This window comes from Marinospirillum celere, assembly GCF_900112235.1.
Classification (GTDB): domain Bacteria; phylum Pseudomonadota; class Gammaproteobacteria; order Pseudomonadales; family Halomonadaceae; genus Marinospirillum; species Marinospirillum celere.
This window is the reverse complement of record NZ_FOLH01000003.1, coordinates 422121-446001: the sequence shown is the minus strand read 5'-3', so window position 1 is coordinate 446001 and position 23881 is coordinate 422121. Positions and strand designations below refer to the sequence as shown.

Genomic DNA, 23881 nt, shown 5'->3' with positions numbered 1-23881 from the left:
GCTATTCATGGCGGGTCAAGAGGTTTGTGGAATCTTGTTTAAGTGACTTGACCCGAGGTTGAAAAAGGGGCTAGTTTGAGTTTGTTTGAATCGCTAAAAATGTGTTTTAAGGAGCCTGCCCATGACCAGCAGCACCCGCATTGAAGGCCTGACCGCTCTGGAGCTTCTTGAGCTTTATGCCAGTCGTGAAGTTTCGCCAGTGGAGGCAACAGAAGCCTATCTTCGTCAGATTCATCGTTTGGATGAACAGGTGAATGCCTGGTGTTTTCTGGACGAGGAAACCACGCTCAAGCAGGCGCGGCAAAGTGAAGAGCGCTGGATGCGTGGCATGGAGCTGGGGCCTTTGGATGGTATTCCAGTCGCTATCAAGGACATGTTTGTCACGGCAGGCTGGCCCAATCTGAAGGGCTCTAAAACCTCGGACAGCAAAGCCTATGAAGTGGACTCACCGGTGGTGGCCAATCTGCGCCGGGCTGGTTTTGTTGGCTTGGGGCGAACCACAACACCTGAGTTGGGTTGGAAAGGGGTGACCGATAGCCCTCTGTGTGGGGCGACCAATAACCCCTGGAACCCGGAAAAAACCGCTGGTGGCTCTAGTGGGGGGTCTGGTGCAGCTGTTCCTCTGGGCATGGCACCCCTGGCCCTGGGTACGGATGCCGGGGGCTCAATCCGTATTCCCGCAGGTTTCTGTGGTTTGGTTGGGCATAAACCAACGCAGGGCCTGATTCCCATGTGGCCAGCTTCGCCCTTTGCACCTCTGGCTCACCCCGGCCCCATGACCTGGACGGTGGCTGATGCTGCCCTGATGATGGATGTCATGGTCAACCCGGATGCAAGGGACACTACCTTGGCCCCTTGCCAGGATTCTTTCCTGGAAGGTATTGAAGGCGGCGTGGAAGGCTTGCGTATTGCCTATAGCCCTGGTTTTGGTCGCGTGGATGTGGACCCCGAAATTGCCGCCAGTGTTGCTGAAGCAGCGCGGGTGTTTGAACTCCTAGGTGCCGTGGTGGAAGAGGTTGACCCAGGCTTTGCAGACCCACTGGAAAGCTTCAATGTGCTCTTTTACGGGGGTGCAGCCAATGCCATCCGTAATTTGGATGCCAAGCAGAGGGAAGTGATGGACCCCGGCTTGATTGAAGTGGTTAGCTGGGCTGAAAAACTTTCCCTGCTGGATTATACCGGTGCCATGAATGTGCGTGCGGCCCTAACTGAACAAATGAATCTCTTCCATAGGAAGTACGACCTGTTGTTGACACCCAGCCTGCCAATACCGGCGTTTACCACCGGTCAGGAAGTGCCTGAAGGCTGGAAAGAAAAACGCTGGCCGACTTGGACGCCCTTTACCTACCCCTTCAACCTGACGGGTCAGCCGGCTTGCTCAGTGCCCTGTGGCTTTACTCAGGCGGGCCTGCCAATCGGCCTGCAGTTAGTGGGTGCACGCCATGAGGATGTGCTGGTGCTGCGGGCGGCTCAAGCTTATCAGCAGGCCAACCCGCTGACCCATCTTCGTCCAGAGCTTTTTTAAGTACCCCAGATAACCGTGCGGTTGCGGCCTGATTTTTTGGCCTGATACAGAGCCTCATCCGCACGGTTGATCAGTTGTTCCGAGTCGACGGGCTGCTGGGGCTGTAGGCTGATTCCAAGGCTGGTAGTGATTTTCAATTGATGCGTCTGATAACTGGTTAGGCTGGCTTCAACGGCTAGGCGCAGGCGCTCGGCTACCTTCCAGGCAGCTTCTTGTGATGTATGGGGTAACAGCACCAAAAATTCTTCGCCACCATAACGACCCAACTGATCGGTTTCACGAAGTTCCTGCTGCAGGGTGCGAACAAAGTTTTTAAGCACCTGATCACCAGCATCATGCCCATAGGTATCATTGATCTTTTTGAAGTGATCAATATCAAGCATGATCACCGCTAGGTTCAAGGGTTCTAGATCACCTGCTTCCAGCAAATTGTCTAGCTGACGCAGTATCCAGCGACGATTTTTTGCACCGGTCAGCTCATCATGGTGGGCCAGGTAATTAAGTTTTTGCTGGGATTCGCGGCTGCGAAGTATCTCTTCATGAAGGCTCGCTGTACGTTCATGAATAATGGCTTCCCGCTGACTGCGCTCCAGATTAAGGCTGGTCAGAAGACGGCGTAACCCATAGATTGCCAGGCTACCGGTCGCTGAAAGCAGCAGAAAAGCCAGCAGATGAGTGCTACGGCTTTCACGGTGAAGCTCATGGGTCATGCGTTGAATGTAGGTTTTTGGAAAGGAAACACTTAGGCCACCACGAAGATCACCAACTTCATAGCCCATGTGAGCGTGACAGGCCAGGCAACCTGGCTCCATATAGAGGGGAGCCATATAGCGCAATTGTTCACCTTGAGTTTCGACGTACTCACTGGCACCGGTTTCTTCTAGATAGTTTAAAACCTTGGCTTCCCAGACATCAGGTTGATTGTTGGGGTTCATTAAGCGTCTGCTGGTCAGGTTGATTTCCAGTTCGCTGCCTTGCATGAGTTCAGACAGCTGGCGCGTCATATAGGCTGGATTAAGGCTGGTTAATTGGATGCCAGAAGGTGAGGTGATGGTTTTTTCCGGGACGTCCAGATAGGGGTTTTCCGGTGTGTCCTCGGTCAAAGGGGCATAGACACCGCCATGTTCAGTATTCCAATGGCGCATAGTTTGAATCAGAGTAAAGGCAACTTCACCCCTTTGGCGTGCCATTTCATAGCCAGCTTCATCCAGGATTTGTTGGTTATGCCAGTAAAGCAAACCAACAACTACTGCCCAAAAAGGTAGGGGCAGTAGTAGCGCCCAGGGCGAGCGAATAATCTTGATGAATGTCTGGCGCACAACCTGCTTCTCGTGACTGTTTATATAATTTTAAGTCTAACTAAATATGCTGTGGGTTTCTTTTAAAACTTAAAGCTGCAGGAGTTTACTGGCTGCTGCTTCCAGTGTTTTTTCGTGTTTGGCAAAGCAAAAGCGTACCCAAGTTAGCTGTTCCGGGGGATGCTGATAGAACACGGATAAAGGAATAGCAGCCACCTGAGCTTGAGTAATCAGCGACTGAATAAACTGGGTGTCTTCTTCCTGGCTGATGGCTGAATAATCCATGAGTTGAAAATAGGTTCCAGCCGAAGGTGTAAAGGCAAAACGCCCTGGAGCCAGCAGGTGATTAAAAAAGTCTCTTTTCTGCTGGTAAAACAGGTTGAGCCGCTGGTCTTCTTCAGGGTGAGCATGCAGGTGATCAGCTAGTGCCCTTTGCAGTGGTGTTGCTGTGCTAAAAGTCAGATATTGGTGAACCTTGCGCAGCTCAGCCGTCAAGGTGGCTGGCGCAACACAGTAGCCAACCTTCCAGCCGGTGATGTGATAGGTTTTGCCAAAAGAAGAGACAATAAAGCTTCGTGCTGCCAAATCTGGATAGAGATTGAGGCTGAGGTGGCGCTGCTGATCAAAAACCATATGTTCATAGACTTCATCAGCCAGAATCAAGAGCTGGGTATTGGCAACCAGCTGTTGCAGTGCTTGAATATCTTCTGGGTAAAGAATCTGTCCACTGGGGTTGTGGGGGGAGTTGAGAATTAACATACGGGTTTTAGGGGTAAGGGCAGTGGCAACCTGATCCCAGTTGATTCGAAAATCTGGGGGTAAGAGGGGTAGGCGTATGGCTGTACCGCCATTCAGATTAATGGCCGGTTCATAGGAATCGTAGGCTGGATCAAAAATAATCACTTCATCACCAGGCCGGACGCTGCAGGCAATAGCTGCAAAGAGAGCTTCGGTAGCACCTGAGGTGACGGTGATTTCAGTGTCTGCATCCACCTTGCGATCATAACAACGCAAGAGCTTGGCTTGCAGAGCCTTTCGCAGCTGGGGTACGCCGGTCATGGGTGCATATTGATTGGCACCTTGGCGAATATGGTAGTCCACGCGCTCAAGCAAACTGGCGGGTCCATCGTAGTCTGGAAACCCCTGAGAAAGATTGATTGCCTGATGCTCAGCAGCCAGTTGACTCATGGTTGAAAAAATAGTGGTTCCTACTTGAGGAAGCTTGGAGTTAAGGGGTGGTGTTACCGGCATGCTTTGCTCCAGATCATGGGTTGCGGTTGCTTGCATGCTACTATCTTTTTTATTTATAGGAGTTGCAAGGTGGTCAAACTGCTAATCGGTGTAGCACGCCCTAACTTTCTTACACTGAGTTTGGTTTGCGTAGCCCTGGCTGTTGCTTTGGGTTGGTATGAAGCGCAAAGGTTACAGGGCACTCTGTCACTGCTTGTGCTAGTGGTGGCTCTGGCTGCTCATATCAGCGTCAATGCTTTCAATGAATACTTTGATTTTCGATCAGGCTTGGACTATCTAACCCGAAAGACCCCTTTTAGCGGGGGTACAGGAACCCTTTTAAAATACCCAGACAAGGCTTTGCAGGCATTGATGCTGGCAAGCGTGACACTTTTGATCGTTATAGGCTTGGGGCTGTGGTTGAGTTTTCAGCAGGGCTGGGAACTGCTCTGGATAGGTGTTCCTGGTGTGATTATGATTTATATCTACACCCAGTATATTAATCGCTCACCAGTGTTTTGTTTACTGGCGCCCGGTGTCGGTTTTGGCTTATTGATGACTCTGGGTGCGATTTGGGTGTTAACCGGTGAGTTGACTTCTTCTGCCTGGACTTTAGCTGTTATCGTTGCTTTCCTGGTAAGCAACCTTTTGCTTTTGAACCAGTTTCCTGATGTTGAAGCAGATAAGCAGGTGGGCCGTAAACACTTTCCCATCGTTTTGGGTCGGTCAGCCAGCGCCAAAATATTTGTTGGTCTGCTTGTTGTTAGCTACCTGGTGCTCTTGCTTGCAGTATGGCAAGAGTGGTTGCCTCTGCACTCCTTGCTGGCTCTGTTAACCCTGATTCCGGCTTTTTTTCTGGCCAAGGGTGTACTTGCCAAAGCTGAACAACTGGATGAGCTAGTCCCTTTTATGGGTCTGAATGTGGCCCTATGCCATCTTTATCCGCTAGCTTTGGCGGTTAGCTTGGTTTGGGCCAGCATTTAATGGGCGGTCTCTGTGTTTACTGCCATTTTTTCCAGCGGTAGAGAGAAGTAAAAACAGCTGCCTTCGCCAGGCGTACTGTTGAAGCCAATTTCACCGCCCAGCTGTTCAACAATGCGTTGGCAGATGGTTAGGCCTAAACCAGTGCCGCCGTAGCGTCTTGAAATACTGGCATCGGCCTGTGTGAAAACTTCAAAGAGCCTGGACTGAGCTTCCAGGGGAATGCCTGGACCCGTGTCGGTCAGGGTGAACTTAACTTCTTCCGCAACCAGGCGAACATCCAGTTCAACCAGTCCCTCTTCGGTAAATTTCAGAGCATTACCAATCAGGTTGAAAAGTACTTGCCGTAAGCGCCCAGCATCTGTGAAGTAAGCATCCTGGGCGTTGGGGTGAAGGGTCCAGATCAGCTCGACGGGCTTGTGATGGAGTTCTGCACTAAAAAAGCTGATGACTTCCCTGATTAGGGGTTCAAGGTGAGTCTTTTCATATTCCAGCACCAAGCGTCCTGCTTCCAGGCGTGAGATATCCAGTAGATCATTTAACAGGGTCATCAAAGAGTTGGCACTATTGAAAATGGCTTCTGCATAGGTTCTTTGTTCAGGGTTTAGAGTTGTTTCTCTGAGCAGGTCAGTCATTCCCAGAACACCATTCATGGGCGTGCGTATTTCATGGCTCATGGTCGCCAGAAAATCAGACTTGGCTCGACTGGCCTCTTCAGCCTTGGCTGCGGTTAACTCCAGGCGTGTGGCCATTTCCTGAGCTTGTTGCTGAGCCGTGCGAGCCTCTAGCATTTTACGAATAAGCAGGAAAATCATCAGACTCATGGTTAGGGCCAACAACAAAACCAATCCACCTAGATAGCGATAGAGCTGAAGCTGTTTTGCTCGATTGCTGGTTGAAATGCGTGTGCTGATACCTTTTATGCCTGAAGAAAGCTGGCCGGTTACTTCTTGAAGTTGATCGGACTTCTCTAGAAGCTGAGTGAGCTTGTCCGGTGTATCCGAATAAAAAAGTTCATCCATCTGAGTGATTAAGCGAGCCACTTCCATGCTGAGCTGGCGAATTTCATGGCGCTCTTCAAGCACTTCTGAAAATTGTCCGTGATTTAGAATGTTTAGGCGGCTGTAGAGAATTTCAAAACGTAACTCTACCTCCTCTAAGCCGACACGCTCTGAGTCTTTAAGATGCTGGCTGAGTTGGCTATTCAAGCGCAGATTTTCACGGTCCAATTGATAAGAAGCCCAGAGAGCATTGTCACGAACCGCATCCGAGACTTCCTGAAGGCGTCCGTAAAGAGTGAGTAGTATCACCAGGCTGGCAGCCAGGAAGCTGCCAGCGACCAAGGGCAGCAGCCAGAACCCTGGATGTTTTTGAATAGGGTTGGTCACTCGTGAAACTCAATCTTTTTGACTTGCCAGACAGAGCGGTTGTAATGCATCTCGGTATTCAAGTGCGGATGCTCATCAAAAGGGTAGATAACGAACAAGGGGCCGCGATCCCTCACTCTTAGATAGCGATCATTTTTTTTAAGCGCAAGAATAACTTCATAGTCGTAAAAATCACTTACTGGAACCTGAGTACTATAGTCATTCAAAGCAGTTATCGTCATCCACTCGCTATCCATGGCGCCTACAGCTTCTATCAGGGCCTTCCCCAAAGGGCCGGAAAAGGTATCCAATCGTTCTGACCAAGGGGTTGCTGTTTGGGTGGTTCTTTGGGTAAGGGCTTCGAGCAGATCTCTGTCAAAATGGGCCTCCTTCCCTTGATTGGTGTGCTGGATGTTGCCAGATACGACCAAGAGCACTTGCCCTTCGGGCGCTGGTAACTGATTGGCAAGAAGGGGGCTACTGACTAGCAGATAACTGACTAAAAAAATGAAGCAGAGGTTACGGATGAACGTCATGCAATTACCTTGAATTCTTTACTGGAGTCGCAGGTTTATGTCAGGATTTTATCTGTTCATCAACCTTGGAGGAAATTTTTATGCCCCAGACGGCCGTAATTACCGGTGCCAACCGAGGTATAGGTTTGGAATTAGCGCGTCACTATGCCGGTCAAGGTTATGAAGTGGTGGGTGTCTGTCGTCAGACTTCCGATGAACTTCAGGCAATCGCAACCCAGATAATCGAAGGTGTGGATGTTACCCAGGCGGAAGGGATTGCCGAGATAATAACGGAGCTGAATGGCAAAAAAGTCGACCTCTTGATCAATAACGCAGGGCTGTTGGCGGATGAATCCTTAGGAAAATTGGATTTTGATTCCATACGCAGCCAGATGGAAGTAAATGCTTATGCACCTCTACGGGTAACTGAGGCCTTGCTACCTAATTTACAAAAAGGAAGTAAGCTTGCCTTGATTACCAGCCGTATGGGGTCCATCGCTGATAATGATTCTGGTGGACGCTATGGTTACCGTGCTTCCAAAGCGGCATTAAATGCCTTTGGTAAATCACTGGCAATGGACTTGAAGCCCGAGGGTATTGCCGTTGCGCTTTTACACCCGGGCTATGTTAAAACCCGCATGGTTAACTTTGGTGGCCTGATTTCTCCAGAGGAAGCTGCTAAGGGGCTGGCAGCTCGAATTGAAAGCCTGAATCTGGAAACGACTGGTAGTTTCTGGCATTCCAATGGTGATGAGCTGCCTTGGTAACTTTAGAGGTAATGCATCCTGTCAGGCTCCTGTAAACCCAGATTGATATAGCGTGTTCTTAGGCTATTTACATCGGTATGGAGCTTGATGTTGTCTCGATAGTGCAGGTAAAACAGCCGGTCCAGCTGAGACTCTGCAAGTAATTCAGCAGCTTTTTCAAACTTTTCTGCTTCCAGTGCAGCAATAATATTGCTGAGTTTCTGGATATCCTGCTTGAACTTTTCTGACTGTTTTTCTTTTTCCAAACCACTGCGGATATCACTTAGCAGTTCCAGGTACTTATCCGCAAAATTTTTCAGGCTGGATGCGATGTGTTCTGTATCGATAGTTGCTGACATGGCCGTTTCCTTTTCCTTAATGTTGTTTTTATGAGGCTCTTTGAGTCTGGCATAAATGCAATTTTTCTCAAGTGGAGCAGGATTGAACTTTAGTTTGGCCTTGGTTGGTGGTGAACTTTCTATAAATCGGCTACTCTTAAACCCTAACGAAATGTGGGATGCCCGTTAATGAAACCAATTTCAGGACATAAAAAAGGATACATCAGCCGTTTGCTGCTGGTGCTCCTGCTGTTGTCCTGGTTTCCCTCCGTGCATTCAATGGCCATGCCTGCTTCCCAACCTACTGAAATTACTTCAGAAGCACCCTGTTCAGAAACCCATCAGATGCATTCCAGTCATCAGTTGTCAGATATGTCTGATGGTGAGTGTCTGGGCAATCTTTGTATTCAATGCAGTAATTGCTCTGGTGTTCTGACTAGCTTGCCAACGCTTAACCTGAGGGCAGCTGAAAGCCCTTTGATTTTCTCCAGGCCTTTTAGCCAAGGCTTGGGAACACGGATTGAACGTCCTCCCAAACACCTCTTTGAAGCCTGAAAAAACAACTTTTTCTTCGATTTCAAAGAGGTCACTCACTATGCAACGTCGCGACTTTCTGCGCTTAAGCGCACTGGGCTTAATGCTCACCCCCCTGGCTGCCTGTATGCCCCGCGGTCATGATCATGCTGCTCACTCTGCTGCTGCCAGCCTGGGCCCGCAGGGGCTGCCTGAAAACCAGCCGCTAGCACAGCTGCCACGCTTGAATAACCAGTTGGCCGCACCTGATTTCAAGACCTCAGTGCGTATTGCTCCCACTGAAGTTCCCCTACTGGAAGGCAAAAAAACCGAGCTTTGGCTGTATAACAACAAGCTGGCTCCGGTGATTGAAGTGACTGAAGGCGGACAGGTGGAAGTGGCTGTTGAAAACCATCTGCATCAGCCCACCACGATTCACTGGCACGGAGTGAAGGTGCCTGCTGATCAGGATGGCGGACCCCATGATTTGATTCCTTCGCAGGGCAGCAAGACCTATGCTTTCACTGTTCCCGAAGGCAATGCTGGGCTGCATTGGTTTCATCCCCACCCGCATGATTATCTGGCCGAGCAGATTGCTCATAGTCTGGCCGGTGTTTTTCTGGTGAAGCCCAAAAACGACCCGGTGCCGTCAGAAATTGCTGCGCATTTGCTGGTGGTTACTGATTTGCGTCTGGATGATCAGGCTCAGGTAGCCCCGCATACCCACATTGACTGGATGAATGGCCGTGAAGGCAATCTTCTTCTGGTTAATGGTCAGCGCAACCCGGAACTGGAAGTGGCTCCGGGCGAAACCTTTCGTCTGCGCATGGTCAATGCCTGTGCCGGGCGCTATCTGCGCCTCAATCTTCAGGAGCATGGTCTGCAACTGATCGGTACAGATGGTGGTTATCTGGAGCAGGCGGTTGCCAAGGATGAACTCCTGCTGGTTCCCGGCCAGCGCTGTGATCTGCTGGTCAGAGCCAGTGAACGCAAAGAGCGTAGCTTCAAGTTTTTGAACCTGCCCTATGACCGTGACTGGATGGGGCCAGAGCCAGAACACTATCGCCAGACAGAAACCCTACTAACACTGGTGACCAGTGCTGCTGCCGTGCGTTCAGAGATTAGCCTGCCTCGGCAACTGAGAGAAATTCAGCCCCTGGGTGAAGCGAAAGTACAACGCCTGGTGGAGCTTACTGAAGAAATGCCTCACGGTGAAATGCACGGTGGAGGTCATGGAGGTCATGGAGGTCATGGAGGTCATGGAGGTCATGGAGGTCATGGAGGTCATGGCAGTCACGGTAACCACGGGGGTCATGGAAATCATGGCCAACACGAGGGGCATGGCGATCATGCAGACCATGCCAAGGGTCGTCCACCGATTGATTTTCTGATTAACGGCAAGGCCTTCAAGATGGGTGAAATCATGTTTGAAGGCAAGATGGATGAAGTTGAGGAGTGGGAAGTTTTTAATAACTCCCATATGGATCATCCCTTCCATGTGCATGGCACTCACTTCCAGGTGGTTGCCCTACAAGAGCAGGATGGTGCCTGGCGCTCGCCTGACTACCGCGCCTGGCAGGATACAGTGAACCTGAAACCCTTTCAGAAACTGAAACTGAAAATGGTTTTTGAAGAACCAGGAGAGTGGATGTTCCACTGCCATATCATTGAGCATGAAGAGCTGGGCATGATGGCCAGTATCTTGATCAGTTAATGGCTGGGCCCGGCTGATTGCCGGGCCAAACCGAAAGGGGATCAAGTAATGAGTCAAATTGAGCTAATCGTTCCTGGCATGGGCTCCAATCACTGTGGAGGTATTGTCCGAGAAACCCTGCAACGTTTGAAAGGTATTGAGGCCATAGAAATCAATATTGCCCGTCATCAGGTTTTGGTCTCTGTTGATGCCCAGGGGCCAGATCAAAAGGCTTTACGTGAAGCCGTTGAGGGGGCTGGTTATGATGTAGCCAGCGTCAAAGCCGAGGATGAAGAGTCTGAACAGTCGGGTGAAGAAATTGAAGCTTCCTACCTGTCTCAGGCCAAGAAGCGTTTGTGGATTGCCGCTATTCCGACCACGCTGATTATGCTGCTGATGTTGCCGCATATGTTCTGGCAGCCCTTGCCCGGATATTTGTTGATTATTGCGCTTCTGGCTTTTCCTGTGGTTTTTCTTTACGGCGGTGCAGCAACCCATAAAGCCTCCTGGCGTTCCCTGAAAAACGGCACCTTTAATATGGATGTGCTGATTTCCATGGGTAGCCTGCCACCCTATCTTCTGGGGTTGCTGGGCTTTATTTTCCCCATGACCTCCTTTATTGAAATGGCGGCAACCATTGTGACCTTTCATCTGTTAGGCCGTTATCTGGAAGCTTTGGCTAAGGGAAGAGCCTCCCAGGCGATAAAAAAACTGATGACTTTGGGTGCCAAAACTGCTCGGATTGAGCGTGATGGCAAGGAAGAAGAGGTTTCAGTCAAAGAGCTTCAACTCGGCGATATTATGCTGGTGCGTCCCGGTGATAAGGTGCCTACTGATGGTGAAATTGTCGATGGAGAAAGCCATCTTGATGAATCCCTAGCCACTGGAGAATCTCTGCCTGTTTACAAGGCCACGGGTGATTCAGTGATCGGGGCGACTCTGAATAAGGAAGGACGGCTTAAGGTCAAGGTGACCCGCATTGGCGGCGACACCTTTTTATCCCAGGTTGTGAAATTAATTGATCAGGCCCAGGGTGCCCGAGTACCGATTCAGGAGTTTGCCGATCGGATGACGGGACGTTTTGTTCCTCTGGTTATTTTGGTCGCCCTGTTTAGCCTGGTGAGCTGGTGGCTGTTTGCCGATTCTTTACGGCCAATACTCTTCTGGGGTGAAGGTTTCCTCCCTTGGGTTAACGCCGAAACCACTGCGCCCTTGTTGGGGCTTCTGGCTGCCATTGCGGTATTGGTTATTGCCTGTCCCTGTGCGCTGGGGCTAGCGACACCCACGGCCCTGATGGTGGGTTCGGGAATAGGGGCGGAAAGAGGTATTCTGATCCGTTCCGGGGAGGCGATTCAGACTTTCAAGGATATTAAAGTCATCGTGCTGGATAAGACGGGAACGATTACCCGTGGTGAGCCTGAATTAACAGCTATTCAAGCTGCTCAAGGTGTCAGTGAGGATCGACTCCTGCAGTTGGCAGCCAGTGTTGAAAAGGCATCCGAGCACCCCATAGCAAGGGCAATAGTAGCGGCAGCAGAAAATAAGGAAATGCAACTTGCTGAGGTTCAGTCCTTCCAGTCAACCGGGGCAAGAGGAGTAGCCGGTGACGTTGAAGGGCAAAAAATTCTGATTGGTAATTACCGTTTGCTGGAAGAAGCAGGTGTCCAGGGCTTGCCGGATTTACAAGAGGCCATGCAACAACTGGAAGCTCAGGGTCGAACAGTCATTCTGCTGGCTGCGGATAACCAGTTGCAGGGCCTATTAGCAGTGGCCGATACCCTTAAAGAAGAGTCAACTGCTGCGATTCGAGAAATGCATCAAATGGGACTTAGAGTGGTAATGCTGACCGGTGATAATCAGCGAGCGGCTCAAGCTGTGGCGGATGAAGTAGGGATCGATGAGGTCTATGCAGAAGTCCTGCCGGAAGACAAGGTTACGGCGGTACGCGAGCTTCAGGAAAAATACGGCCAGGTGGTGGCCATGGTGGGTGATGGTATCAATGATGCACCTGCCTTGACCCAGGCCAATGTCGGTATTGCCATAGGTGCCGGGGCCGATGTGGCGATTGAAGCTGCCGATGTCACCCTGGTTAAGGGAGAACTGACGGGTGTGGTCGAAGCCATGAAACTATCCAAGGCAACCTTTGGCAAGATTGTCCAAAATCTGGTCTGGGCCAGTGCTTACAATCTGGCTGCCATTCCGATTGCTGCCCTAGGGCTTTTGCACCCGATGATTGGTGTGGTTGCCATGACGGCCAGCTCTCTTTCCGTGATCGGGAACTCCATGCTGCTTAAACGCAGTTTTAAACCCTTGGTTGGAAGGAGCAGCTAATGAAAAGCCATCACGTAAGTATGTTGGTCATGTGCTTGGTTATGGTGGGAGCCAGCTTGGTATTTTTTACACAGACAGGTACGGGTTTATGGCTGTTGGCGCCCATGCTTGCCTGCATGGCTATCCACTTGTTTATGCACTCTAAAAAAGACTCTAAACATGAAAACAACCCGCCGGAATAAACTAACTCGAAGAGGAATGAATAATGATGCACTCTAATGAAGGTATGCACATGATGAGCGGTCTGCCCTTTAGTCTTATGGGTTGGGCTTTTTTGCTGTTGATGACTTTGGGCATTGCAGCGCTTTTAAAATATCTTTTCACTAAATAATTTTTGGGGAAGGAGTATGCAAAAACAATTTTGGGTTTACGGGGTGCTGCCCTCCCTGGTACTTCTGGGAGCAGTGTTGGCGGGTAAACTGATGGCCGAGCCGGTGATGCATGTTTATAAATCAGAAACCTGTGGCTGTTGTGATGACTGGATCGAGCATGTAGAAGAAGCGGGTTTCAAGGTGGAATACACCAATCTGCGTGATCTCAACAGTAAAAAGCAGGAACTGGGCTTGCCCTATGAGTTGGCATCCTGCCATACCGCTTTGATAGATGGCTACATCATTGAAGGGCATGTGCCTGCTTCGGATATTCAGCGCTTATTGAAAGAGCGTCCTGCACTTTCTGGCTTGACCGTTCCGGGCATGCCACATGGCTCACCTGGCATGGAAACCGGTCAGGTTGATGCCTATCAAGTGCTGGGTTTTGACTTGGACAATCAAACCCGACAAGTTTGGGCTGAGTACAACCAGTAAGTATTACTGCCAGGCTAAAGCCCGCTTTCTGGCTGCTTCCAAATGGTGGCAAGCAGCCAGCTTTCCTTTGGTGCGGCGAATGCCGGCACGCTTTAGTTTGACCAATATGCGCCCGGGTAGCCCAACCAAAATCAACTTCACATCATCTTTTTGCATATCCTTGACCAGCGACTCCAGGGCCAGGATGGCCGTGCCGTCCATGCTGGGCACGTCCTGCATATCCAGAATGATGGTTTTGATTTTTGGATCAACCAGACGCAAGGAGGTCAGTGCTTTTTCAGCTGCGGCAAAGAAGAGGGGGCCATCAATATCATAAACAGCCACTTCATCTGGCAGGCCCTGGATCTGCGGGTGGCTGTCTCTGGTCAAAAGGCCTGTATTGGTGAGCAAGGCCATGCGGCGTATAAACAGGGCCGCTGCCAGGCCAATGCCCACAGCAACAGCAAGCACCATGTCGAAAATAACCGTCAGACCAAAGCAAATCAGCAGGATTGCCACATCCCCCGCAGGTGCAGAGCGCAGGGTATGCATAAAGTGCCGGGCTTCACTCATGTTCCAGGCAACAATAAACAGCAGCGCCGCTAGAGCTGCCATGGGCACCAGACCCAACAAACCAGCCAGAGCGACAATGGTCAGTAAAACCACCAGGGCATGAATAAAGGCTGCGATAGGCGAGCGCGCACCAGAGCGCACATTGGTTGCGGTGCGGGCAATCGCTGCGGTCGCGGTAATACCACCGAAGAAGGGCGCAGCAATATTCCCCAGGCCCTGGCCAATCAGTTCAGCGTTGGGGTCATGACGGGTTTTGGTCAAACCATCAGCGACCACTGCACACAGCAGGGATTCAATGGCCCCCAGCATGGCAATCGCAAAAGCCGGTCCCAACAGGGCGCGAATTAAGGCAAAATCAACCACTAGTGGCTGACCATCGGGCCCCGGCAATGACCAGGGCAGAAGCAAGGTAGGGGGAAGGGGAGGAATGCCCGTGCCACTGACGCCATCGATTTCCCAGCTAAAGCGTGAAGCGATGGTTTCGACACCACCACCAGCGGCAAAAAAATGATTCACCAGCCAGGCTGCCAGTGCGCCCAGCACTAGCCCAACCAGAGGCGCTGGAATAGCCATTTTTAAGCGTGGCCAGAGCAGCAGCACAGCCAGGGTGAAGGCGCCAATTCCAACTTCTGTTGCATTGATGGTGGTCAGTGCTGAAAAAATATGCGCGAGGTTATCGAGATAGTGCGCACTCATCTGATCGATTTCCAAACCCAGAAAATCCGGCAATTGCAGCGTGGCAATGACCACCGCAATCCCGGCAGTAAAGCCCAGAATCACCGGATAGGGCACAAATTGAATCAGTCGCCCCATGCCCGTTACCCCCAGAGCGACCAAAATTAAGCCAGCCATCAGGGTTGCGAGGAGCAGACCACCCAAACCAAACTGCTGGACAATGGGGAAAAGAATCACCACAAAGGCGGCCGTGGGACCGGACACATTAAAACGTGAACCGCCGGTCAGCGCGATAATGGCCCCGGCTACTATCGCGGTATAGAGCCCATGCTGAGGTGCGACCCCTGTGGCGATAGCCAAAGCCATGGATAGAGGTACTGCCACTGTCCCTATGGTCAGTCCGGCCAGAACATCACTGCGTAAATCCTGAAGTGAATAACCTGCTTTCCAGGCAGCAGTCAGGCCTGTTCCTATTGCAGGGAGACGAAATTGACGTTTGGACTGTGCCATGAGGGAAGCCTGCCGAATTGTATGGATAGCTAATCAGATGTTAAAAACATTAACATATAGTTTTCATCCAATACAAAAGCTCCCTCTCGTCATTTAGTCTTGCTGCCAAATGGAAACAGGTGTTCAAGTTGCAAAAGCGAGAGTTGAACATTAACATTTGATGTTAATGATTTATGAGGTGTTGGATGGAAAAGAAAACGGCGCGTTTAACCCTGTTGATTGATCCTCACAAGAAAAAAGCCTTTGAAGAGCTCTGCGCTCTACAAGACCTGACCCCCTCGCAGGTGGTGCGTAAACTGATTCGCGAGTACCTGAGTGAGCATGGTGTTGACTACCCCACGCAACAGGATAAAAAGCAACCGTAAAAAAGCCCGACCAATTGGCCGGGCAAAAGGCTTCTAACGCTACTTTGCTGCCTCAGAAAAATTACAGCTGGTTTAGCAGCCAGTCGTTGTTGCTGCGCAGACTGCCATAGAGGCTGCGGCTGCGCTCTTCCAGCTCCGAGTTGCCTTCCCAGCTGCCAGGGCGATCAAACTGATCACCACTGCGATAGCCATTGCCTACGGCAGTCACATACCAGGCAATGCTGGCGACCTGTTTACGCGCATCCGTGACTTCACCCGTGTTGAAGTCCAAACGGCGTACCATCAGGTCATCCGCCAGTTGATAATCCAGAGCGGCCTGGAAGAGTTGATCATTGACGCGACCTACGGCTTCACCCAGCTCTGGGCGGGTTTCCAGGAAGCTGGAAGTACCTTCGCGCTCACGCAGTGGACCAAAGCCACCGGTCAGGTGATTGACAAAGCGCCACTGGGTTTCGGTTTCCACTCGATCACTGGCCGCTTCCACGCCTTCTTCAGTGAAGTGTACTTTGGACACCATGCCCCAGGGCTGAAGCACTTCGTCACTGTTGAGAAGGGCCAGCAGCATATCGGCATTACGATTGAATAGCTGTTCGGCGGTTTGCTTGTCTTCGGCGTTGCCAAAGACATAGAGGATTTCATAGAGTCCTTTGTGGCCGCGTACCAGGCTGCCGAACTCATCCAGGCTATAGGTAGTGCCCTGGCCAAAATCATAGCAGGTTGTTTCGGTATTCCAGGCCGAATTCAAGGTGACGGCCAGTTCACGCGCCTGGTTAACCAGTTCTTCTTTGGTAATGCCGTGCACACCGGCCATACGCTCTTCGGTCAACTGGCCCATATCATCCGCACCGCCAGGTTTGTGCCAGCGAACCCAGGAATAACTGAGGCTGTGGAGGACATCCAGGCCATAAGCCATGCTGGCAGGAGACACTTCACCGTTCAGATCATGAAAAGCGCCATCACTAAAGTGGTTAGCATTCAGGTGGCGAGGGATGGCGGCTAGGTAGGCAGCGGGCGAGTAGGTGATTTCGTCATAAAGACCTGCACCTTCCCAGCGTCCACCACTGTGGTGCATATGGTAGCTGAAGGCGGCCTGGGCCAGTTCATTCAGGCGCAGGTCTCGGCCGGGTTGCCACTGGCCTTCGGCTTGTACTTGGGTTCCAGCAAAGCCTTCAGCCGTTAAAAAGCTGTTGGCAGCCTGCATCACGCCCAGCCAGTGTTCGCCCTGGGCTTTCATGGGTTCGCCAGCCAGGTTGGGGTAGTAGGCTTCATGTCCCATCTCACTGGAGCGCATCACCCGCCCGGCACTGGCCAGGGCGTGTTGTACGGCAGAATAGTCACGATGATAGAGCGCCTGGTTGTAAAACAGCGCTTCGCCCTCGTCACTGACCTGAGCCGGAATCAGCAGGTTCATGCCTTCAGCAGCAGGTAGGCTGGTGTAGTTGGGCTGTTGATCCTGACTGGCACAGGCTGCAAGCCCCAGCAGGGCAGCTGTTGCCAGACTGACTTTAAAGAAGGGAAGCGTCGAGCGCGTTCTTGTTTGCATAGCTGAATAGCCTCTTGCGTTGATTCGGATAGGATTGAACGACACCTGCAGCTTAACTGTCTTGTCTGAAATTCAACTGAAAAGCAGCAAGTCGTTTTTTCAGATGAATTTCAGCCAGGGCTGGTAAACTGGCTTTATACTTTTCTTTGTTCAGGTTTTTATTCATGCCCCAGTCATTAGGCTCACCAAAGCCGGAAGGTGAATTCCTTAAAGCCAGCCGCTGGAAGCTGGCGCGGGGCTATGCATTGGGCATGGCTGTGGGTCTGGTCGTGATTCTTGCCGGGGGCTACTGGGTGCATTCGGCGCTGGTCAAGCAGGCACTGAAAACCGAGTTGCAGCAGCTGGCGCACAAGGAAGCCGGGGTGCATCTACCGGATCTGCAGCGCTGGGCTGAGGGTCAAATGACGGCTGCGGATGTACAAATCGGGCTGCGTTCTCATCGCACAGCTTTTTATTACATTCTAAGTAGCGACAGTGAGCTGGTGCATGGCAATGAGACCCAGCCGGAGTTGCGCTCAGACGTTTTGGGTTTGCTCAAGAACAACCAGCTTCCCAGGGGTGAAGTCGTTTTTGAAAACCTTTATCCCGAGGATGAGCCCAGTCTACGGCTGGCACTGCTGCGTTATCCAGTGAAGCATGAAGGGGCTTATCTGGGCAGTGTCTATGCCGCCACGGATGTGGGCGGCAGTCTTTCGCATCTGGATCAGTTGCTGATCACCAGCTTTTTGCTGTTAATAGGGCTGGTTTTTCTGGCCAGTGTGGGTGGCTGGTGGATGGCGGATCGCAGCCTGCAGCCTTTGCGCCTGGCTTTGCAGCAGCAGCGCCGCTTTATTGCGGATGCTTCCCATGAGTTACGCGCCCCCTTGACGGTGATGACCACGGCATTAACTGTGGTGCGTGATGAAGCTGGCTCGCAGTTGGCTGAATTTCACCGCGAAACGCTGGACGATGCGCTGGATGAAACGCGTCGCCTGAGCCGTTTAGCCGAGGAGCTTTTGCTGCTGGCACGAGCCGATGCTGCGGCTATCGAGCCGGTGATGACGACTTTTGATCCGGCTGAAATTTTACAGCAGAAGCTACGCCTCTATGCCAAACGAGCTGAGGGTAAAGGCTTGCAACTGGTTTGTGAAGTGGATGAATCCGTCCCGATCAGGGCAGACCAGGACCTTTTTCAGCGGATGCTGGATGCTGCTCTGGAAAATGCCTTGACCTACACGCCAGCCGGAGGCGAGGTGCTGCTAAAAGCCTGTCGAGAAAAAGGGCAGGCTGCAGTACTGATTGCCGATACCGGACCTGGCATGAGTCCCGAAGAAGCAGAACGCGCTTTTCAGCGATTTTATCGGGCGGATCCGGCTCGCCAGCGTAATCAGCAGGGGGCTGGTTTGGGCCTGGCTCTGATTCATGAATTGGCTGAACTACAAGGAGCAACTGCTGAACTGGTGACCTCAACGGGTGAGGGCACTCGCTTGTATCTTTACTTTCGATCGGCCTGAAAACGATAACCCAGGCCGCGCAGGGTTTCGATGGGCTGCTGGCCGGGTGCCAAAGCTGACAGCTTTTTGCGCAGCAGGCGTAAAGTGGCATCCAGAGTGTTATCGGTTACGGCCTGGTCTCGTCCCCAGACTCGATCAAAAATGATCTCTCTGGGTAGACACTGCCCCGCCTTGCGCATCAAGAGTTCTAGCAACTGAAATTCGCGTTGGGTTAGCTCTGCCTGACTGCCACCCTGAATGCCAATGCACCGTGTACTGCAATCTAGCAGCCAGTTGCCAGCTTGAAGCAATTGCTCCTGTAAGGTGAGGTGAACTCGGCGGCCCAAAGCCTCAATCCGTGCCAGGAGTTCGGGTGGCTCAAAGGGCTTAAGCAGGTAGTCATCGGCTCCAGTAGAAAAGCCTTGTAAACGATCTTCCAGGCTATCTTTTGCCGTGAGCATTAGAATGCCACCATTAAACCCTGACTGGCGCGCTTCGCGGCAGAGATCTATGCCGGATACGCCGGGCAGCATCCAGTCCAGAATCAGCAGGTCGTAACGCCCTTCTTTTAAAAAACTGCGTGCCAGGTGACCATCAGTAGCAACATCCAGAGTATGGCCTTCGCGTGTGATCAGATGTTTGAGTAGCCGCGTCAGGCGTTGGTCATCTTCAACCAGCAGTAGGTACATGCTCTGTTTTCCTTTGAAAAAGCCCGACCAAATGGTCGGGCAAGCATCACTGCAAATCAAGGGTTTTATTCAGAACTGATAGCGGGCACTAACCCAGATACTGCGACCAGGTTCCGTCAGGGTGCCGCTCAGTTTATTATCACCGCTATTCAGGGGGTCGCTGCCAGCCGCATTGCGGTTAATAAAGTTGGCGTACTCCTTGTCCAGCAGGTTATCGACCCCGACAGAGAGCTTCAGGTCTTTGCGTGGGTTCCAGTCAGCCTGTAGATCCAATACCGCATAGCTGGAAGTGGCCTCTTCACCTGCGGGTGTATTCAGGCGATCCTGTTTGGCAGCAAAGCGAACCCGCAGCAGGGCTTCCCATGCATCACTGATCCAGTGTTGAGAGACCTGTCCGTTATAGGGTGAAATCTGCGCCAGGGGGCCACCATCACTGCGGTTGTCACCACGCAGGGCATTCAGGTGACCTCGGGTTTCCCAGTGCTCGGCATAGCGCAGGGTGGCTTCCAGCTCGATGCCATAAAGGGCAGCACTGATATTGCGGTAATGGCTGGCACCGTCATAGGTGCCGATTGCGCCCTGGTCTCGGTAAATATAATCGCTGACCCAGTTGCTAAAGGCGACAGCAGAGTAATCCAAGCGCTGGCTTTTGCCCAGCATCCCAATATCCAGTTGGTGGCTGGTTTCCGGGTTCAGGTCCGGGTTACCAACCCACTGATCATTACCCCCATTGGCAATGCGTGCCATATAAAGCTCACTGGCATCACCCACTCTTTGGCTGCGGCTGGCGCTGACAAAAGCGCGTTGCCAGCTGCCGATATCCTTTTCAAAGCGCACAAAAGCTCCCGTTAACCATTCCTCTTGGTCCGCTGAGCCGGTGAAGCCATAGGCATCTTCATAAAGTTGGGCGGGCGACTTTGACCAGCCAGGGTCGGGTTGCGCCTGGGTTTTATCCGCAGAGGAATCGACATGATCCAGGCGGACACCAGCAAACGCGCGTTTATCGGAGCCGATTAGATGCTCAACTTCGGCAAAGGCACCCATAGAGCGCTGAGTGACTTGAGGCCACATGAAAGCGATATCCATGCCGTTGGCCGTATTGGTGAGTGTGGCTTCACGCTTATTTTGAATCAGGTTCAAACCGCCTGTGAACTGATTGGGGCCGAGTTGGTATTCGGCCATCAAGCGACCGGTCAGGGTGTCGGAAGTGGTGGGGACACGCATTTGCATAGTGGCATCTGGTCGCAGACTGTAGTTATCCATCACATGCTCAACCTGGCTGTAATGCAGGTTGCCGGAAAGGGTTAGCAGCGGTGACCAAAGGTATTCCCCGCGCAGCCCCAGGGTGCGGTTGTCACTCTCGGGTGAGTCCATGCCGGCACCGGCAAATTTGACATCTCGCTCGCGGGTTTCTTCATAGGTGACTTCCAGCCAGGTTTGTTGGTTGGGTGTCCAGCCCAGAATCAAACCGCCCTGCGTGCTTTCATAGCCGCTCCAGATTTCGCGGCCTGCACCATCTTCATAGTTATCGGCCTCACTGTATTCGCCGAAAGCACGCAGATAGCCCTGTTCGCTTCCAGTGATGACATGAGCCCAGCCCTTGAGGGCATCACCGTTGCTGGCGTAGCTGCCACCAACTTCGCCGCGTACTCGCGGCTCACCAGGCAAGAATTCAGGCCGATCACGTTCAAAAAGTACGCTGCCACCACTGCCACCAGGGCCATGACGCAGCGTGGTCACGCCTTTACTGATCACTACGCGATCATAGGAGTAAAGGGGCGCATAGGCGGTGGGTGGATCCATGCGATTGGGGCAGCCGCCAAAGACGTAGGCGCCATCCAGCAGCACATTGAGGCGGTTCTGCCCCAGGCCACGAATGACCGGATCCAGGCCGTGGCCACCCATGCGGTTGGCATCTATGCCGGGTTGTTGGCGCAGCCAGTCACCGGCATCGGCCGCAGGGCTGGAGGAGTCGGTTGGCCAGGCTTCCTGAGTGGTTGCCGAACCCAAAGCCTGACCGGTCACGGTCAGCGGTGGCAGGCTGGATGTTTGTTCTGCCAAGAGGCTGGTGGGTAAAGACAGGCATAAAGAGGCCAGCGCCAGACTCAGCGGTTGGCGCACAAATAAAGCAGTGTTCATGAGTATCCCTTTAATCAAATCAACAAGATAACCACCTCCGGCTCAGTAAAGAGCAGAGGGTATTAAGGGTTTTTTTATTGGTTAACAACAGAACCTGCTGCCTGGAGAGTTCAAGAGGTCTGACATGAGCCTAATGGGAAGCTCCCTCTGAAGCCTGGGCAGACAGCAGGTCGGTGTTATCGTGCAAGGCGGGAAGCGGCCGACATGAGCAGGGAAGACCGCTTCGGCACTTAACCGATAAGCACGGAAGCACAGGGCGGTGCGCGCGAAGGGGGTGGTCGGGTGGTGAAAACAGCAAGGTGCTGATGAAGCTGGAATTCAGGTGGCCGCTGAGTGGGTGGCGGCAGGTCCGATGCAAGATCCAGGTCGGGCAGGCTGGCGGCAGTAGGAGAGGTGCATTCCGGGCAGTAGGAGAAGGGTTGCTCGGATTCAACCTGATTGCCTTCAGCATCCAGGAGAACGCGTGAGGTGCCGCCGTGCCAGGCGCAGATTTCAATATAGCCGTCTTCGTGAACAACTAGTGCTGGAACCGAAAAAGGCGTTAGTACCCGATTGACCATCACGGCCAGGGCAAAGAGTAGCAGCCAAGTATTCAGATTCCGGTTTAACTTCAACGATGAGATCCTTGCTTTAATCTTATCGCATTCTAGCGCCCTGCTTTTATTTTGGCCAGGTTCTCAGCCGTCAGGTCAACAATCTTTTGTCGAGCTTCCGGTGTGATCCAGGCACTGTGAGGCGTGACGATTAGGTTGAGGTCTTCGCTCAGAGCATCCAATAGAGGGTTGCCATCTTTGGGAGGTTCCTGAGTTAGTACATCTACTGCTAGACCGCCGATCCGCCCTTCTCTCAGAGCTTCAAGTGCAGCCGCTTCATTAACAATGCCACCCCGGGCGGCATTGACCACCAGCAAACCGGGCTTGGCCGTTTTCAAGTTGTCCGCATTCAAGAGATCGCGGGTTTCTTCGGTCAGTGGGCAATGAAAGGAAACCGCATCCGCTTCCGGCAACAGCTCGGCAAAGGGCTTGCGGGAGTCATTCGACTTTCCAGGTCGGGCTGCGACCATCACTTCCATACCCAGCGCAGTCGTCAGACGTTCAACTTCTTTTCCTAACTCACCATGTCCGACCAGAAGAAGTTTTTTGCCAGCTAGTTGGGTGACTGGATACTGCATCAAACAAAAGAAAGGGGACTTTTGCCAATCACCGGCAGCAACGGATTTTTGATATTGGGTCAGGCGCGTTGCCAGGGCCAAAAGCAGGGTGAAAGCGTGTTGAGCCACACTGGCGGTGCCATAGGCCTGAACATTAAACACCTGAATTCCGAAATCTTCAGCAGCCTTGAGATCGATATTGTTCAGGCCGGTTGCAAGCACGCAGATGGCTTTAAGCTGTTTGGCTGCTTCCAGATGAGTGCGTTCCAAGACCACCTTGTTGACGATGACAACTTCGGCTTCTTGAAGGCGCTGACTGACTTCACTGGCTTGTGTCACAGGCCAGACGCTTAGGTCACTCAATTGCTCTTTGATGGGTGAGAGGTCAATGCCTTCGCCAAGACTGGCCGCATCCAAAAGTACACCTTGCATGGGTTTTCCTCTTTTGCTTACTTTCCTTGATCTTCTGGGAGAGGGATAAACTCTACTTCATCCCCGACTACTTTGGCAAAGTTGCCTGCACGCCAGTCGGCTTTAGCCTGCTCAATGCGCTCTTTAATGGAGGAAACAAAATTCCACTCAATATAACGCCGCCCCAAAGGATCTCCGCCAATCAATGCAATACGGCAGTCGCTGGTGGCTTGAAGAGTGATCCCGGCCTGATCCGAAAAAACAGTCAGCGTATGGGTGTGAAGCTCAGTACCTTCCGCAACTAGGCTGCCCTGGGCAACATAAATGGCTCTTTCTTTTGCTTCAGGAAGGGGCAAAACTTGGCCTTTTTTCAGGTCGGCTTCAACATAGAGGGTTGTTGAAAACTGGCGCACAGGTGAAGTGACTCCATAGGCACTGCCGATCATTACCCGAACAGCTACGTCCTCAATATCAACTTGAGGGATTTGGTCTGCTGCATAGTGATGGAAAGAAGGTTTGGTTTCTTCATCCTGTTCGGGCAGAGCCAACCAGAGTTGCAGCCCGTGGAGTCGATGATCCACTTGGGTGATTTCAGGGCGCTCTCTTTCAGAGTGGGTGATTCCACGGCCTGCAACCATCAGGTTGATATCACCGGGTCGTATGGCTTGCAGGCTGCCAACTGAGTCTCTGTGCAGAATTTCGCCTTCAAAGAGGTAGGTGACTGTTGCTATACCGATATGTGGGTGAGGCCGAACCTTGATTCCAGAGCCAGCGGCAAATTCCGCCGGACCCATTTCATCAAAAAAAATCCAGGGGCCAACCATCTTGCGCTTTGCAGTTGGCAGCAAGCGTCTGACAGAAAAGCCGCCCAAGTCGGTCACTCTGGGTTTGAGTTGCAGTTCAATAGCAGCGCAGGGTTGCTGGTTGCTGTCACAGGGTTGTTCAGCGGAGTTCAGAGTATTGCTCATGTTCTGGCCCTAGTGAATTTAAGGGGAGTTGCTAATAACCAGTCTCTGACTGCCGGTGAATAAA

General features: G+C 52.0%; 23 protein-coding genes. 11 read left to right on the top strand and 12 right to left on the bottom strand.

Features of this window, described 5'->3' with window-relative positions; genetic code table 11:
- The first annotated feature begins 121 nt into the window (after nucleotides 1-121).
- The gene (locus tag BM185_RS09155) at nucleotides 122-1525 is read left to right on the top strand and encodes an amidase (protein ID WP_091962476.1); all 1404 of its coding nucleotides are present in this window, start codon (nucleotides 122-124) and stop codon (nucleotides 1523-1525) included.
- Here the strand turns inward: BM185_RS09155 and BM185_RS09150 are convergent.
- Both BM185_RS09150 and BM185_RS09145 read right to left on the bottom strand, forming a co-directional pair.
- Nucleotides 1522-2844 carry a diguanylate cyclase gene (locus tag BM185_RS09150; protein WP_091962474.1) on the bottom strand — a complete coding sequence of 441 codons (1323 nt, stop codon included), beginning with the start codon at nucleotides 2842-2844 and terminating at the stop codon, nucleotides 1522-1524. The two genes, BM185_RS09155 and BM185_RS09150, sit on opposite strands and share 4 nt — an antisense overlap.
- Nucleotides 2845-2913: 69 nt before the next feature.
- Complete coding sequence (locus BM185_RS09145) at nucleotides 2914-4110, bottom strand: methionine aminotransferase (RefSeq protein WP_281247337.1); 1197 nt, start codon at nucleotides 4108-4110, stop codon at nucleotides 2914-2916.
- A 33-nt stretch (nucleotides 4111-4143) separates the two neighbouring features.
- Here BM185_RS09145 and BM185_RS09140 point away from each other — a divergent pair, with 33 nt between their 5' ends.
- The gene (locus tag BM185_RS09140) at nucleotides 4144-5037 is read left to right on the top strand and encodes a prenyltransferase (RefSeq protein ID WP_091962471.1); all 894 of its coding nucleotides are present in this window, start codon (nucleotides 4144-4146) and stop codon (nucleotides 5035-5037) included.
- Here BM185_RS09140 and BM185_RS09135 read toward each other — a convergent pair.
- Both BM185_RS09135 and BM185_RS09130 read right to left on the bottom strand, forming a co-directional pair.
- A complete protein-coding gene (locus BM185_RS09135) occupies nucleotides 5034-6422 on the bottom strand; it encodes an ATP-binding protein (RefSeq protein ID WP_091962469.1) in 1389 nt (462 codons plus the stop codon). The two genes, BM185_RS09140 and BM185_RS09135, sit on opposite strands and share 4 nt — an antisense overlap.
- Nucleotides 6419-6937: a putative pterin-binding protein gene (locus tag BM185_RS09130; RefSeq protein ID WP_091962466.1), complete on the bottom strand. Its 519-nt coding sequence runs from the start codon at nucleotides 6935-6937 to the stop codon at nucleotides 6419-6421. The genes BM185_RS09135 and BM185_RS09130 overlap by 4 nt, the downstream gene beginning before the upstream one ends.
- 80 nt (nucleotides 6938-7017) lie before the next feature.
- On the opposite strand from BM185_RS09130, the gene BM185_RS09125 reads away from it, so the two are divergent.
- Nucleotides 7018-7683 (top strand): SDR family oxidoreductase, encoded by a 666-nt coding sequence (locus tag BM185_RS09125; protein ID WP_091962463.1) that lies wholly within the window; start codon nucleotides 7018-7020, stop codon nucleotides 7681-7683.
- 2 nt (nucleotides 7684-7685) lie between these two features.
- On the opposite strand, the gene BM185_RS09120 is transcribed toward BM185_RS09125, so the two are convergent.
- Entirely contained in the window at nucleotides 7686-8021 is a 336-nt protein-coding gene (locus tag BM185_RS09120) for a hypothetical protein (protein WP_091962461.1), read from the bottom strand.
- A gap of 168 nt (nucleotides 8022-8189) precedes the next feature.
- Here BM185_RS09120 and BM185_RS09115 point away from each other — a divergent pair, with 168 nt between their 5' ends.
- The 6 genes from BM185_RS09115 to BM185_RS09095 are packed head-to-tail and all read left to right on the top strand — an operon-like array spanning nucleotide 8190 to nucleotide 13343.
- Nucleotides 8190-8555, top strand: a complete 366-nt coding sequence (locus BM185_RS09115) for a hypothetical protein (RefSeq protein ID WP_143089504.1) — start codon at nucleotides 8190-8192, stop codon at nucleotides 8553-8555.
- Between the two features lie 40 nt (nucleotides 8556-8595).
- Entirely contained in the window at nucleotides 8596-10227 is a 1632-nt protein-coding gene (locus tag BM185_RS09110) for a multicopper oxidase family protein (RefSeq protein ID WP_091962455.1), read from the top strand.
- 48 nt (nucleotides 10228-10275) lie between these two features.
- Nucleotides 10276-12537 carry a heavy metal translocating P-type ATPase gene (locus BM185_RS09105; protein ID WP_091962452.1) on the top strand — a complete coding sequence of 754 codons (2262 nt, stop codon included), beginning with the start codon at nucleotides 10276-10278 and terminating at the stop codon, nucleotides 12535-12537.
- On the top strand, nucleotides 12537-12719 hold the full coding sequence (locus tag BM185_RS09100) for a hypothetical protein (protein WP_091962449.1): 183 nt from the start codon (nucleotides 12537-12539) through the stop codon (nucleotides 12717-12719). The genes BM185_RS09105 and BM185_RS09100 overlap by 1 nt, the downstream gene beginning before the upstream one ends.
- 23 nt (nucleotides 12720-12742) lie before the next feature.
- On the top strand, nucleotides 12743-12868 hold the full coding sequence (locus BM185_RS14955) for a hypothetical protein (protein WP_281247336.1): 126 nt from the start codon (nucleotides 12743-12745) through the stop codon (nucleotides 12866-12868).
- A 16-nt stretch (nucleotides 12869-12884) separates the two neighbouring features.
- Nucleotides 12885-13343, top strand: a complete 459-nt coding sequence (locus BM185_RS09095) for a DUF411 domain-containing protein (protein WP_091962447.1) — start codon at nucleotides 12885-12887, stop codon at nucleotides 13341-13343.
- Between the two features lie 3 nt (nucleotides 13344-13346).
- Here the strand turns inward: BM185_RS09095 and dauA are convergent, their stop codons facing one another.
- Nucleotides 13347-15080, bottom strand: a complete 1734-nt coding sequence (gene dauA, locus BM185_RS09090) for a C4-dicarboxylic acid transporter DauA (RefSeq protein WP_091962444.1) — start codon at nucleotides 15078-15080, stop codon at nucleotides 13347-13349.
- A gap of 185 nt (nucleotides 15081-15265) precedes the next feature.
- On the opposite strand from dauA, the gene BM185_RS09085 reads away from it, so the two are divergent.
- Nucleotides 15266-15445: a CopG family transcriptional regulator gene (locus tag BM185_RS09085; protein WP_091962443.1), complete on the top strand. Its 180-nt coding sequence runs from the start codon at nucleotides 15266-15268 to the stop codon at nucleotides 15443-15445.
- Nucleotides 15446-15506: 61 nt separating this feature from the next.
- On the opposite strand, the gene BM185_RS09080 is transcribed toward BM185_RS09085, so the two are convergent.
- Entirely contained in the window at nucleotides 15507-16988 is a 1482-nt protein-coding gene (locus BM185_RS09080) for a hypothetical protein (protein WP_091962440.1), read from the bottom strand.
- Between the two features lie 164 nt (nucleotides 16989-17152).
- Here BM185_RS09080 and BM185_RS09075 point away from each other — a divergent pair, with 164 nt between their 5' ends.
- Nucleotides 17153-18481 (top strand): sensor histidine kinase, encoded by a 1329-nt coding sequence (locus tag BM185_RS09075; RefSeq protein ID WP_091962437.1) that lies wholly within the window; start codon nucleotides 17153-17155, stop codon nucleotides 18479-18481.
- Here BM185_RS09075 and BM185_RS09070 read toward each other — a convergent pair.
- From BM185_RS09070 to BM185_RS09050, 5 genes are all read right to left on the bottom strand, one after another.
- Nucleotides 18463-19149 (bottom strand): response regulator transcription factor, encoded by a 687-nt coding sequence (locus BM185_RS09070; RefSeq protein WP_091962434.1) that lies wholly within the window; start codon nucleotides 19147-19149, stop codon nucleotides 18463-18465. The two genes, BM185_RS09075 and BM185_RS09070, sit on opposite strands and share 19 nt — an antisense overlap.
- Nucleotides 19150-19218: 69 nt before the next feature.
- Nucleotides 19219-21288 carry a TonB-dependent receptor domain-containing protein gene (locus tag BM185_RS09065; RefSeq protein WP_091962431.1) on the bottom strand — a complete coding sequence of 690 codons (2070 nt, stop codon included), beginning with the start codon at nucleotides 21286-21288 and terminating at the stop codon, nucleotides 19219-19221.
- A gap of 230 nt (nucleotides 21289-21518) precedes the next feature.
- A complete protein-coding gene (locus BM185_RS09060; RefSeq protein ID WP_091962428.1) occupies nucleotides 21519-21902 on the bottom strand; it encodes a hypothetical protein in 384 nt (127 codons plus the stop codon).
- 32 nt (nucleotides 21903-21934) lie between these two features.
- Nucleotides 21935-22870: an NAD(P)-dependent oxidoreductase gene (locus BM185_RS09055; RefSeq protein WP_091962426.1), complete on the bottom strand. Its 936-nt coding sequence runs from the start codon at nucleotides 22868-22870 to the stop codon at nucleotides 21935-21937.
- A gap of 17 nt (nucleotides 22871-22887) precedes the next feature.
- Nucleotides 22888-23817: a pirin family protein gene (locus BM185_RS09050; protein ID WP_091962423.1), complete on the bottom strand. Its 930-nt coding sequence runs from the start codon at nucleotides 23815-23817 to the stop codon at nucleotides 22888-22890.
- Nucleotides 23818-23881 lie beyond the last annotated feature (64 nt).

What these genes read in the sequence shown, in the direction of transcription:
- BM185_RS09155 (WP_091962476.1), top strand. Translation starts at nt 122, where the DNA reads ATGACCAGCAGCACCCGCATTGAAGGCCTGACCGCTCTGGAGCTTCTT.
- BM185_RS09145 (WP_281247337.1), bottom strand. Translation starts at nt 4,110, where the DNA reads ATGCAAGCAACCGCAACCCATGATCTGGAGCAAAGCATGCCGGTAACA.
- BM185_RS09130 (WP_091962466.1), bottom strand. Translation starts at nt 6,937, where the DNA reads ATGACGTTCATCCGTAACCTCTGCTTCATTTTTTTAGTCAGTTATCTG.
- BM185_RS09125 (WP_091962463.1), top strand. Translation starts at nt 7,018, where the DNA reads ATGCCCCAGACGGCCGTAATTACCGGTGCCAACCGAGGTATAGGTTTG.
- BM185_RS09120 (WP_091962461.1), bottom strand. Translation starts at nt 8,021, where the DNA reads ATGTCAGCAACTATCGATACAGAACACATCGCATCCAGCCTGAAAAAT.
- BM185_RS09115 (WP_143089504.1), top strand. Translation starts at nt 8,190, where the DNA reads ATGAAACCAATTTCAGGACATAAAAAAGGATACATCAGCCGTTTGCTG.
- BM185_RS09110 (WP_091962455.1), top strand. Translation starts at nt 8,596, where the DNA reads ATGCAACGTCGCGACTTTCTGCGCTTAAGCGCACTGGGCTTAATGCTC.
- BM185_RS09105 (WP_091962452.1), top strand. Translation starts at nt 10,276, where the DNA reads ATGAGTCAAATTGAGCTAATCGTTCCTGGCATGGGCTCCAATCACTGT.
- BM185_RS09100 (WP_091962449.1), top strand. Translation starts at nt 12,537, where the DNA reads ATGAAAAGCCATCACGTAAGTATGTTGGTCATGTGCTTGGTTATGGTG.
- BM185_RS14955 (WP_281247336.1), top strand. Translation starts at nt 12,743, where the DNA reads ATGATGCACTCTAATGAAGGTATGCACATGATGAGCGGTCTGCCCTTT.
- BM185_RS09095 (WP_091962447.1), top strand. Translation starts at nt 12,885, where the DNA reads ATGCAAAAACAATTTTGGGTTTACGGGGTGCTGCCCTCCCTGGTACTT.
- dauA (WP_091962444.1), bottom strand. Translation starts at nt 15,080, where the DNA reads ATGGCACAGTCCAAACGTCAATTTCGTCTCCCTGCAATAGGAACAGGC.
- BM185_RS09085 (WP_091962443.1), top strand. Translation starts at nt 15,266, where the DNA reads ATGGAAAAGAAAACGGCGCGTTTAACCCTGTTGATTGATCCTCACAAG.
- BM185_RS09080 (WP_091962440.1), bottom strand. Translation starts at nt 16,988, where the DNA reads ATGCAAACAAGAACGCGCTCGACGCTTCCCTTCTTTAAAGTCAGTCTG.
- BM185_RS09075 (WP_091962437.1), top strand. Translation starts at nt 17,153, where the DNA reads ATGCCCCAGTCATTAGGCTCACCAAAGCCGGAAGGTGAATTCCTTAAA.
- BM185_RS09070 (WP_091962434.1), bottom strand. Translation starts at nt 19,149, where the DNA reads ATGTACCTACTGCTGGTTGAAGATGACCAACGCCTGACGCGGCTACTC.
- BM185_RS09065 (WP_091962431.1), bottom strand. Translation starts at nt 21,288, where the DNA reads ATGAACACTGCTTTATTTGTGCGCCAACCGCTGAGTCTGGCGCTGGCC.
- BM185_RS09055 (WP_091962426.1), bottom strand. Translation starts at nt 22,870, where the DNA reads ATGCAAGGTGTACTTTTGGATGCGGCCAGTCTTGGCGAAGGCATTGAC.
- BM185_RS09050 (WP_091962423.1), bottom strand. Translation starts at nt 23,817, where the DNA reads ATGAGCAATACTCTGAACTCCGCTGAACAACCCTGTGACAGCAACCAG.